A 10,483-nucleotide genomic window follows, 5' to 3' on the forward strand; every position below is an offset into this window, starting at 1 on the left:
GGTTGACCGGACGGACCTTCGAAGCCTCCAACATCCAGGTGCTGCGGGTCCGCGACGGCCTGATTGTCAGCAGCCGGGACTACCACGACCACCTTGCGCTCGTGGTGGCCGGCGGCAACCTGTCTCAGCTGGTGGCGGCGCTGGAAGGCAAGTAACGCGAGCGCGGTGCTCAGGGCCGGGCCACCGGTCGGGGGCTCGTTCGTCCCTGCCGTGGACTACTGGAACTAGAACTGGTATCAGTTCTGAAACAGTGTCAGATACGCCGGGGCCCCGGGAGGCAGCAGCCATGACCGAGCTTGTGGAACACGGAAAGCTGTTCATCGGCGGGGAGTTGACCGATCCCCTCGGCGCCGGCGTCATCGACGTGATCTCGCCCCACACCGAGCAGGTCATCGGGCGGGTGCCGCACGCCTCCGAGGCCGATGTCGACCGGGCCGTCGCCGCCGCCCGCCGGGCGTTCGACGAGGGGCCCTGGCCGCGGATGTCGCTGGACGAGCGGATCGCGGTGGTCAGCAGGATCAAGGACGCCGTCGCCGTGCGGCACGAGGAGATCGCCCGGCTCATCAGCGCGCAGAACGGCTCCCCGTACTCCTGGAGCGTCCTGGCCCAGGCGCTCGGCGCGATGATGGTCTGGGACGCGGCGATCACCGTCGCCCGCGAGTTCCCGTACGAGGAGCGCCGGTCCGGCGTGCTCGGGCCGCTGCTCGTACGGCGGGAACCGGTCGGCGTGGTCGCGGCCGTGGTGCCGTGGAACGTGCCGCAGTTCACCGCCGCCGCCAAGCTCGGGCCCGCGCTGCTGGCCGGCTGCACGGTGATCCTCAAGCCCTCGCCGGAGACGCCGCTCGACGCGTACCTGCTCGCCGAGATCGCGACGGAGGCCGGGCTGCCCGAGGGCGTGCTCTCGATTCTGCCCGCGGACCGCGAGGTCAGCGAGTACCTGGTCGGGCACCCGGGCGTCGACAAGGTGTCCTTCACCGGCTCGGTCGGGGCCGGGAAGCGGGTCATGGAGGTCGCCGCGCGCAACCTCACCCGGGTCACCCTCGAACTCGGCGGCAAGTCCGCCGCCGTCGTGCTGCCGGACGCCGACACGGCGACCGCCGTGGCCGGCATCGTCCCGGCCGCCTGGATGAACAACGGCCAGGCCTGCGTCGCGCAGACCCGCATCCTCGTCCCGCGCAGCCGGTACGACGAGATCGCCGAGGCCTTCGCGGCGGCGGCCGGCGCGCTGGTGGTCGGCGACCCGCTCGACCCGGCGACCCAGGTCGGCCCGCTCGTCGCGCGGCGCCAGCAGCAGCGCTCGCTCGACTACATCCGGATCGGCCAGGACGAGGGCGCGAAGGTGCTCACCGGCGGCGGCCGCCCGGCCGGCCTGGAGCAGGGCTGGTACGTCGAGCCGACCCTCTTCGGCGGCGTCGACAACTCCATGCGGATCGCCCGCGAGGAGATCTTCGGCCCCGTGATCTGCCTGCTGCCGTACGGCGACGAGGCCGAGGCGCTGCGGATCGCGAACGACTCCGACTACGGGCTCAGCGGCAGCGTCTGGACCTCGGACGTCGAGCACGGCATCGACTTCGCCCGCCAGGTGCGCACCGGCACCTTCAACGTGAACACCTTCAGCCTCGACATGCTCGGCCCGTTCGGCGGCTACAAGAACTCCGGCGTGGGCCGCGAGTTCGGCCCCGAGGGCCTCGGCGAGTACCTGGAGCACAAGATGATCCACCTGCCGGGCGGCTACGAGGGGCCGGAGGGCGCGTGATGGGAGACCGCTGGCACGTCGAGGTGGACCGCCGCGTCTGCATCGGCTCGGGAATGTGCGTCAACCACGCCCCGGACGGCTTCCGCCTCGACGCGGCCCGCCAGTCCCACCCGCAGACCCCCGAGGCGGACGCCGACGAAAGCGTCCTCGCGGCGGCGGAGGGCTGCCCGGTGGAGGCCATCACGATCACCCTGCGCGACGGCGGGGAGCCGGTCTTCCCGCCGGAGGAGTAGGCGAGGAGGCGCCTCTACGGCCGCGCCGGCCCACTGCCGCGCCGGTCCCGCGCCGCACCGGTCCACGGCCGCGCCGGTCTACTGGCGCACCGGCTCCGGGGCCGTCAGGTCGATGAGCCGGCAGACCGTCTCGATGTCGATCTTCACCTGGGCGATGGACGCGCGGCCGGACAGCCAGGTGATCAGGGCCGAGTGCCAGGTGTGCTCGATGACCCGGACCGCGGAGAGCTGCTGCGGGGTCGGGTGGTCCAGGCCCATCGCGTCCAGGATGATCGCGGTGGTCTGGCGCGAGACCGTGTCCACCTCGGGGCTCACGCTGCGGTCCGCGAAGGTCAGGGCGCGGACCATCGCGTCCGCCAGGTGCGGTTCGCGCTGCAGGGCGCGGAAGGCGCGCATCAGGGTCTCGGCGACGCGCTGGGCCGCGTCGTCGCCGGCCGGGGGGCGCTTGCGCAGCGTGGTGTGCAGGCCCTCCAGCTGGTCCTGCATCGTCGCGACCAGCAGATGGATCTTGGAAGGGAAGTAGCGGTACAGCGTGCCGAGCGCCACTCCGGCCGCCTCGGCGACCTCGCGCATCTGCACGGCGTCGAAGCCGCCCCGGCTCGCCAGCTGGGCGCTGGCGTGGAGGATGCGGCGGCGGCGGGCCTCCTGGCGTTCCGTCAGGGGCGGCGACGCAGGTCTCTCTTCCGCGGTCATGGGTCCCGTTCCGTGGCGTTGGTTCGCGCCAGTATGGCCGGGCGTCGCGCCGTGGCGCGAATCACCTGCTCCGGCTCTCACAGGGGCGCTACCTGCCGGTAGATTCGATGCCTCTTGAACGATCAAGAACGATCAAGTCTGTAACTTGTTCTAGATTAGCGCGAGCGGTTACGCTCCCGCGAAACGCAGTGAGACAGGGGGCCGCGAGTGACCGCTGAGGCCGTAGAGGCAAACCCCCTCCCGGGTGCCACCGACGGTGACGGACCGTTGCGGATCGCTCTCCTCACGTACAAGGGGAATCCCTTCTGCGGCGGTCAGGGCGTCTACGTCCGGCACCTCTCCCGCGAGCTCGCCCGGCTCGGCCACAGCGTCGAGGTCATCGGCTCCCAGCCGTACCCCGTCCTGGACGAGGGCGAGGACCTCGCCGGGCTCCGCCTGACCGAGCTGCCCAGCCTCGACCTGTACCGGCAGCCCGACCCGTTCCGCACGCCCAAGCGCGACGAGTACCGGGACTGGATCGACGCCCTCGAAGTCGCGACCATGTGGACCGGCGGCTTCCCCGAGCCGCTCACGTTCTCCCTGCGGGCCCGGCGCCACCTCGCCGCCCGCCGCGGCGCGTTCGACGTCGTCCACGACAACCAGACCCTCGGCTACGGACTCCTCGGCGGCCCCGGCGCGATCGGCGCGCCCCTGGTCACCACGATCCACCACCCGATCACCGTCGACCGGCAGCTGGAGCTGGACGCGGCCGCCGACTGGAAGCGCCGCGCCTCCGTACGCCGCTGGTACGCCTTCACCCGCATGCAGAAGCGGGTCGCCCGCCGGCTGCCCTCCGTCCTGACCGTCTCCGGCTCCTCCGAGCAGGAGATCGTCGAGCACCTCGGCGTGCGGCCGGACCGCGTCCGGGTCGTGCACATCGGCGCGGACACCGAGCTGTGGTCGCCGAACCCCGCGGTCGCGGAGGTCCCCGGCCGGATCGTCACCACGTCGAGCGCGGACGTCCCGCTCAAGGGCCTCGTCCATCTCGTCGAGGCGCTCGCCAAGCTGCGTACGGAGAACCCGGACGCCCACCTCGTCGTCGTCGGCAAGCGTGCCGAGGACGGGCCGGTGGCCCAGGCGATCGAGCGGTACGGGCTCGCCGACGCCGTCCGGTTCGTGAAGGGGATCTCCGACGCGGAGCTCGTCGACCTCGTGCGGTCCGCGCAGGTCTCGTGCGTGCCGTCGCTGTACGAGGGGTTCTCGCTGCCGGCGGCGGAGGCGATGGCTACGGGTACTCCGCTCGTCGCGACGACGGGCGGGGCGATTCCTGAGGTCGCGGGGCCTGATGGTGAGACGTGTCTGGCTGTGCCGCCGGGTGACGCGGGGGCGTTGGCTGCGGCGCTGGGGCGTGTCCTGGATGATGCCGGGCTGCGCGCGCGGCTCGGCGCGGCCGGGCGCGAGCGCGTGCTTGAGCGGTTCACGTGGGCGCGGGCCGCTCAGGGGACGGCCGAGCTGTATCGCGAGGCGATCGCCCGGCAGGGCGCCGGGGTGCGCCGGTGACGCCTCGCCTTGTTCGCCAGGTGCGGCCCGGTGGGTGGGTTGTGCCCACCCTCCCCCAAGCTCTCGGCTTCGCTCGAGCAGGGGGGACCCCCATCGCCCTGCGGAACGCCTGCCCACAACCAGCTACCAACTTCGAAAGCAGGACGACCCCGTGCTGACCGTCGACTTCACCCGCTTCCCGCTCGCCCCCGGCGACCGCGTGCTCGACTTGGGCTGTGGTGCGGGGCGGCATGCCTTCGAGTGTTATCGGCGTGGCGCCCAGGTGGTGGCGCTCGACCAGAACGGGGAGGAGATCCGCGAGGTCGCCAAGTGGTTCGCCGCCATGAAGGAGGCCGGCGAGGCCCCGGCGGGCGCGACGGCCACCGCGATGGAGGGCGACGCGCTCAACCTGCCGTTCCCGGACGAGTCCTTCGACGTCGTGATCATCTCCGAGGTCATGGAGCACATCCCGGACGACAAGGGCGTGCTCGCCGAGATGGTCCGCGTCCTCAGGCCCGGCGGCCGGATCGCGATCACCGTCCCGCGCTACGGCCCGGAGAAGGTCTGCTGGGCGCTCTCGGACGAGTACCACGAGGTCGAGGGCGGCCACATCCGCATCTACAAGGCCGACGAGCTGCTCGGCAAGATCCGCCAGGCGGGCCTGCGGCCGTACGGCAGCCACCACGCGCACGCGCTGCACTCCCCGTACTGGTGGCTGAAGTGCGCGTTCGGCGTGGACAACGACAAGGCGCTGCCGGTCCGGGCGTACCACAAGCTCCTGGTCTGGGACATCATGAAGAAGCCCGCCCTGACCCGGGTCGCCGAGCAGCTGCTCAACCCGGTCGTCGGCAAGAGCTTCGTCGTCTACGCGACCAAGCCGCACCTGCCCAAGGCCGAAGCCACGGCGGACGCCGAGGCCGACGCGTGACGTCTCCCGAGCAGATCGCCGAGCATCTCGTCCTGCCCGGCGTCCTCACCGCCGAGCAGGCCGCCGAGACCGTCGCCGGGATCCTCGCGGTCCAGCGCGAGGACGGCGCGATCCCGTGGTTCCGCGGTCACCACCTGGACCCGTGGGACCACACCGAGGCTGCCATGGCCCTCGACACCGCCGGCGAGCACGCCGCCGCGGCCCGCGCGTACGAGTGGCTGGCGCGGCACCAGAACGCCGACGGCTCCTGGTACGCCGCCTACCACGACGGCGACCCGGAGCAGGTCACCGACCGCGGCCGCGAATCCAACTTCGTCGCGTACATCGCCGTCGGCGTCTGGCACCACCACCTCGCCACCGGCGACGACGCCTTCCTCGACCGGATGTGGCCGGTCGTCTATGCCGCCACCGAGTTCGTCCTCGCGTTGCAGCAGCCCGGCGGCCAGATCGGCTGGAAGCGCGAGGCCGACGGCACGCCCGTGACCGACGCGCTGCTCACCGGCAGCTCCTCCATCCACCAGGCGCTGCGCTGCGCGCTGGCCATCGCCGAGGCGCGCGAGGAGCCGCAGCCCGACTGGGAGCTCGCGGCCGGGGCGCTCGGCCACGCGATCCGCCGCCACCCCGAGCGCTTCCTCGACAAGTCCCGCTACTCCATGGACTGGTACTACCCGGTCCTCGGCGGCGCGGTGACCGGCCCGGAGGCCAAGGCCCGCATCGACGCGCACTGGGACGACTTCGTCGTGCCCGGCCTCGGCGTCCGCTGCGTGCTGCCCAACCCCTGGGTGACCGGCGGCGAGAGCTGCGAACTCGCCCTGACCCTCTGGGCGATGGGCGAGTCCGACCGAGCCCTGGAGATCCTCCAGTCCATCCAGCACCTGCGCGCCGAGGGCGGCATGTACTGGACGGGCTACGTCTTCGAGGGCAGCCCGGCGATCTGGCCGGAGGAGCTCACCACCTGGACCGCCGGCTCCCTGCTGCTCGCGGTCGCGGCGCTGGGCGGCGACGAGGCGACGGTCGCGGTCTTCGCCGGCGAACGCCTGCCGCGCGGCCTGGAGCCCGACTGCTGCGGCTCCTGAAGGTCTAGGGCCTGTCCGGCGGATCAGGGTCACACACCCCCTAACCCGCGTCGTTCAGCTCCGCGAGGACGCGCAAAGTGGCCGGGTCCGGGGCCGTGACCAGGAGGTCGGTGATCGGGCCCGCCCGCCACGACGTGAGCCGTTCGGCGATCCGTTCGCGCGGGCCGACCAGCGAGATCTCGTCGGCGAAGGCGTCCGGCACGGCCAGGACGGCCTCCTCGCGGCGGCCGGCCGCGAACAGTTCCTGGATGCGCCCGGCCTCGTCCGCGTACCCCATGCGCGCCATCAGGTCCGCGTGGAAGTTGCGGGCCGCGTGGCCCATGCCGCCGATGTAGAAGCCGAGCATCGCCTTGACCGGCAGCAGCCCCTCGGCGACGTCGTCGCACACCTGCGCCCGGACCATGGGCGCGACCAGGAAGCCCTTCGGGAGCGCGCCGAGCGCGTACACCTCCGCGTACCGGGTCGGCGACCAGTACAGCGGGAGCCAGCCGTCCGCGATCTCGATGGTCTGGGCGATGTTCCGCGGCCCCTCCGCGCCGAGCAGGACCGGCAGGTCCGCCCGCAGCGGGTGGGTGATCGGCTTGAGCGGCTTGCCGAGGCCGGTGCCGTCCTCGCCCGCGTACGGGTGGGAGTGGAACCGCCCGTCGAGCGCGACGGGCCCCTCGCGGCGCAGCACCTGCCGGATCACGTCCACGTACTCGCGGGTCGCGGTCAGCGGGCTGCGCGGGAACGGCCGGCCGTACCAGCCCTCGACCACCTGCGGGCCGGACAGGCCGAGCCCGAGCAGCATCCGCCCGCCGGAGAGGTGGTCCAGGGTGAGCGCGTGCATCGCGGTCGCGGTGGGGGTGCGGGCGGCCATCTGTGCGACCGCCGTGCCCAGCCTGATCCGGGAGGTGTGCGCGGCGATCCAGGTGAGCGCCGTGAAGGCGTCCGACCCCCACGCCTCGGCGGTCCACACCGAGTCGTACCCCAGCCGCTCGGCCTCGCGGGCGAGTTCGAGGTGCGTGGGGGAGGGGCCGCGCCCCCAGTAGCCGAGGGCGAGTCCGAGGCGCATGGCAGAAAGCCTTTCTGACGGTTCGTCAGCTCGGCTCCGGACTGTACGCCAACGGCCCCCCGCCCGGAAGGGCGAGGGGCCGTCGGCGAAGGAGAGCGCGGCTCAGCCGTGCTGGATGCCCGTGGTGTCCTGCAGGACGCCGCGACGCCCGTCCTGGGTCTGCGCCACCAGCGCGTCGCCGCGCTTGTCGACCGCGAGGTACCAGGTACCCGGGGCCAGCTCGGCGATCGGCGCCTGCGAGCCGTCCTCGGCGTACAGCGGGCGGGCGACCGGGACCGCGAACCAGAACGGCGCGAAGTCGCCGGCCTGCTGCGGCTGGGCGGCCTGCGGCTGCTCCTGCTGGGGCTGCGGCTGACCCGGCTGCGGCTGGCCCGGCTGTGCGCCGAACGGCTGGCCCTGCTGGGCGTGCTGGGCGTGCGGGTCGCCCGGCATGCCCGGCTGGACGCCGTACGGCTGCTGCTGCGCGCCCGGGTAGCCGTAGCCGCCGGGGACGCCCTGCTGACCGGGCATGCCCTGCTGACCGGGCATGCCCGGCTGCACGCCGTACGGCTGCGGGGCCTGCGGCTTCGGCGCGGTGACCAGCGGGGCCTTGAGGGCGGGCACCAGCGGGCTGGCGATGGCGGCACCGGCCAGGGCCACGGCGCCGATGGCGCCGAGGATCAGACCCGGGCCGATGTTGGAGGACTCGAAGACCCACATCAGCATGTTCCAGGCCGCGGCGACGGCGAACGCGACGCCGACCTGGCCCAGTTCGAGGCCCGCGACCTTGCGGGGCTGCGGCAGGCCGTGCGACACGACCACGAGGGCGCCGCCGGCGATGGAGAGCAGGAAGGCTCCCCAGCCGAGCGGGGAGATCTCCCAGGAGAAGGTGGCCGGCACCTTGTCGCAGAAGCTGCCATCGCAGCCGCTGACGTCCAGGAACGAGGCGATGAACAGCACCACCGCTGCTCCGATCACCACGCCGTCGCCTCGAGTGAGCGAGCGGATATTCACGTGAAAAGTCCTTCGTCGGGTCGTCTCGTCGGGATGGCACGCAGGGCACGGGGGCGGCACCGTCGTCCGGACGAATCTATCGTCCGCAAGCACTACCCCTGCAGGTAGGTCCCGATGCCGTCCGCGATCCCGCGCGCCGCTTTCTGGCGCCATGCCGCATTCGCGAGCAACGCGGCGTCCTTCGGGTCACGCATATTGCCGCATTCCAGGAAGACCTTGGGAACGGTCGAGAGGTTCAGTCCGCCGAGATCCTCGCGGACGTCCAACCCGGTACCGGAACCGATGTAGTTGGCGGGCGAGGTGCCGGTCGCGCGCGCGAACTGCGCGGCGACGCGCTCGCCGAGCGTACGCGACCGCCCCACGATCGCCGTCGTGTCCGCGGCCCCGGACTGGACGCGGGCGGGCAGGATCACGTGGAAACCCCGGTTTCCGGCCGCCGATCCGTCGGCGTGCACGGACACGACGGCGTCGGCCTTCGCCTTGTTCCCGAGGCGGGCGCGCTCGTCGACGCAGGGGCCGAAGGGGCGCTCGGCGTCGTGCGTGAGGACCACGGTCGCGCCCTGCGCCCTGAGGAGATCCCGCAGCCGGTGTGAAACATCGAGGGTGAATGCGGCCTCCGTGTAGCCGTCGGCCGTGGAGGTGCCGGTGGTGTCGCATTCCTTGCGGTTCGTCCCGATGTCGACCTGCTGGTTGATCTCGCTGGTGTGACGGAAGTTGCCCGGATTGTGCCCCGGGTCGATGACGACGGTCCGCCCGGCGAGGGAGCGGGTGGCGGCGGGCGGCGCGGATGTGACCGGCTTCACGGGGGGCGTGGCCCCGCTCGTCGCACCGTTCGCGGTGCCGCTCGTCGCGTCGGGCTTCGCGCCCGGCTTCGCGTCGAGGGCGGCCGTGCCGCCGCATCCGGCGAGCGCGGCGACGGTGAGCACGGCGCAGCCGAGGGCGAGGGCGGGGGTCTTCGCGTCGAACGGCATGCCCGCGACTCTAGGTCCTCTGGGCGTAGGGGGCCGAACGGCGCACGGGGAGGGGCGCCGAGTGGCCGAGGTCCGGGATCGGCCTGTCCGAGGGCAGGCCGGTCCCGGACCGCGTCAATTGCAGGAACCCTGTCCGTGCCGTGTGCGGCCGGACTCAGACCCCGGCGCCCACGCGGCGCAGGACCCGGAGGGAGTCCGTGACGGAGATCTCCTCGAACGCGCCGGACTCCAGCGCCCGGAGGTAGATCCGGTACGGGGCCTGGCCGCCGTCCTCCGGGTTCGGGAACACGTCGTGGATGACGAGCAGCCCGCCCTGCGCGACCTTCGGGGCCCAGCCCTCGTAGTCCGCCGTCGCGTGCTCGTCCGTGTGCCCGCCGTCGATGAAGACGAACCCGAGCTCCCCGGCCCACACCTTCGCCGCCTGCGGCGAGCGGCCGACCACCGCGATCACGTGGTCCTCCAGGCCCGCCTTGCGCAGCGTGCGCCGGAAGGTCGGGAGGGTGTCCATCAGACCGACCTCCGGGTCGACCACGGTCGCGTCGTGGTACTCCCACCCCGGTTGCTGCTCCTCGCTGCCCCGGTGGTGGTCCACCGTGACCGCGACCACTCCGGCCTCCCGCGCCGCGTCCGCCAGCAGGATCGTCGAGCGGCCGCAGTACGTCCCGACCTCAAGCAGCGGAAGCCCGAGCTTGCCGGCCTCGGCGGCCGCCTCGTACAGCGCCAGACCCTCCTTCACGGGCATGAAGCCCTTGGCCGACTCGAAGGCGGAGAGGATCTCGGGGGCGGGCATGGGGGCTCCTACTGGTCGGTACGGGCGTACGGGCAGCCATCGTGCCCTACGCGTCGCACTCGAACCACACCCTCTTCCCTCCCGGCGCCTCCTCGACCCCCCACCGGTCCGTCACCGCCTCCACCAGCAGCAACCCCCGTCCGCCGTCGTCCATCGGATCCCCGCCCTTCGCGGCGACGGCGCCGGGGACTCCGTCCGCGACCTCCACTCTCAGTCCGTGCGGCTCGCGCAGCACGATCACCGCGCACCGTCGGTCGGGCACGTGCCGCACGACGTTCGCGACGAGCTCGGTGAGCGCGAGCTCGGCGGCGTGGGTGAGGTGGTGCAGCCGCCAGTGCGCGAGGAAGCTGCGCAGGATGCGGCGCATGTGGCGCGCGGAGTGCTCACCGACGGTGAACCCCATCCGATAGTTCGCGTCAATTTCCGCCGGTGGGGGCTCAGTTACGTGATTCATGTCACCAGCGTGCGGGG

Annotated in this window: 11 protein-coding genes; 5 read left to right on the plus strand and 6 right to left on the minus strand. The window is 72.6% G+C overall.

The window, feature by feature from the left end:
* Window positions 1-286 precede the first annotated feature (286 nt).
* Together VIU94_RS06025 and VIU94_RS06030 are read left to right on the plus strand one after the other, a co-directional pair.
* Window positions 287-1,756: an aldehyde dehydrogenase gene (locus VIU94_RS06025; RefSeq protein WP_331908323.1), complete on the plus strand. Its 1,470-nt coding sequence runs from the start codon at window positions 287-289 to the stop codon at window positions 1,754-1,756.
* Complete coding sequence (locus tag VIU94_RS06030; protein WP_331908325.1) at window positions 1,756-1,989, plus strand: ferredoxin; 234 nt, start codon at window positions 1,756-1,758, stop codon at window positions 1,987-1,989. Before VIU94_RS06025 ends, VIU94_RS06030 begins: the two co-directional genes overlap by 1 nt.
* 78 nt (window positions 1,990-2,067) lie before the next feature.
* Here VIU94_RS06030 and VIU94_RS06035 read toward each other — a convergent pair whose 3' ends face one another.
* The gene (locus tag VIU94_RS06035) at window positions 2,068-2,682 is read right to left on the minus strand and encodes a TetR family transcriptional regulator (RefSeq protein WP_331908327.1); all 615 of its coding nucleotides are present in this window, start codon (window positions 2,680-2,682) and stop codon (window positions 2,068-2,070) included.
* Between the two features lie 207 nt (window positions 2,683-2,889).
* Between VIU94_RS06035 and VIU94_RS06040 the strand changes: the two genes are divergently transcribed.
* The 3 genes from VIU94_RS06040 to VIU94_RS06050 all read left to right on the plus strand — a co-directional run bounded on the left by VIU94_RS06040 (window position 2,890) and on the right by VIU94_RS06050 (window position 6,204).
* Window positions 2,890-4,221: a glycosyltransferase family 4 protein gene (locus tag VIU94_RS06040; protein WP_331908329.1), complete on the plus strand. Its 1,332-nt coding sequence runs from the start codon at window positions 2,890-2,892 to the stop codon at window positions 4,219-4,221.
* Window positions 4,222-4,372: 151 nt separating this feature from the next.
* Window positions 4,373-5,128, plus strand: coding sequence for a class I SAM-dependent methyltransferase (locus VIU94_RS06045; protein ID WP_331908331.1), 756 nt, complete (start codon window positions 4,373-4,375; stop codon window positions 5,126-5,128).
* The gene (locus VIU94_RS06050; protein ID WP_331908334.1) at window positions 5,125-6,204 is read left to right on the plus strand and encodes a prenyltransferase; all 1,080 of its coding nucleotides are present in this window, start codon (window positions 5,125-5,127) and stop codon (window positions 6,202-6,204) included. Before VIU94_RS06045 ends, VIU94_RS06050 begins: the two co-directional genes overlap by 4 nt.
* 40 nt (window positions 6,205-6,244) lie before the next feature.
* On the opposite strand, the gene VIU94_RS06055 is transcribed toward VIU94_RS06050, so the two are convergent.
* The 5 genes from VIU94_RS06055 to VIU94_RS06075 form a co-directional block, all read right to left on the minus strand.
* A complete protein-coding gene (locus VIU94_RS06055; protein ID WP_331908336.1) occupies window positions 6,245-7,258 on the minus strand; it encodes an LLM class F420-dependent oxidoreductase in 1,014 nt (337 codons plus the stop codon).
* Between the two features lie 102 nt (window positions 7,259-7,360).
* A complete protein-coding gene (locus VIU94_RS06060; RefSeq protein WP_331908338.1) occupies window positions 7,361-8,251 on the minus strand; it encodes a hypothetical protein in 891 nt (296 codons plus the stop codon).
* A gap of 92 nt (window positions 8,252-8,343) precedes the next feature.
* A complete protein-coding gene (locus tag VIU94_RS06065; protein WP_331908340.1) occupies window positions 8,344-9,222 on the minus strand; it encodes an N-acetylmuramoyl-L-alanine amidase in 879 nt (292 codons plus the stop codon).
* A 154-nt stretch (window positions 9,223-9,376) separates the two neighbouring features.
* A complete protein-coding gene (locus VIU94_RS06070; RefSeq protein WP_331908342.1) occupies window positions 9,377-10,012 on the minus strand; it encodes a class I SAM-dependent methyltransferase in 636 nt (211 codons plus the stop codon).
* 46 nt (window positions 10,013-10,058) lie between these two features.
* Window positions 10,059-10,466, minus strand: coding sequence for an ATP-binding protein (locus VIU94_RS06075; RefSeq protein ID WP_331908344.1), 408 nt, complete (start codon window positions 10,464-10,466; stop codon window positions 10,059-10,061).
* Window positions 10,467-10,483 lie beyond the last annotated feature (17 nt).

The organism is Streptomyces sp. (assembly GCF_036566765.1).
GTDB lineage: Bacteria > Actinomycetota > Actinomycetes > Streptomycetales > Streptomycetaceae > Streptomyces.

Bases quoted from the DNA above. Each gene is read 5' to 3' on its own strand.
- VIU94_RS06025 (WP_331908323.1), top strand. From the start codon at position 287: ATGACCGAGCTTGTGGAACACGGAAAGCTGTTCATCGGCGGGGAGTTG.
- VIU94_RS06030 (WP_331908325.1), top strand. From the start codon at position 1,756: ATGGGAGACCGCTGGCACGTCGAGGTGGACCGCCGCGTCTGCATCGGC.
- VIU94_RS06035 (WP_331908327.1), bottom strand. From the start codon at position 2,682: ATGACCGCGGAAGAGAGACCTGCGTCGCCGCCCCTGACGGAACGCCAG.
- VIU94_RS06055 (WP_331908336.1), bottom strand. From the start codon at position 7,258: ATGCGCCTCGGACTCGCCCTCGGCTACTGGGGGCGCGGCCCCTCCCCC.
- VIU94_RS06065 (WP_331908340.1), bottom strand. From the start codon at position 9,222: ATGCCGTTCGACGCGAAGACCCCCGCCCTCGCCCTCGGCTGCGCCGTG.
- VIU94_RS06070 (WP_331908342.1), bottom strand. From the start codon at position 10,012: ATGCCCGCCCCCGAGATCCTCTCCGCCTTCGAGTCGGCCAAGGGCTTC.
- VIU94_RS06075 (WP_331908344.1), bottom strand. From the start codon at position 10,466: ATGAATCACGTAACTGAGCCCCCACCGGCGGAAATTGACGCGAACTAT.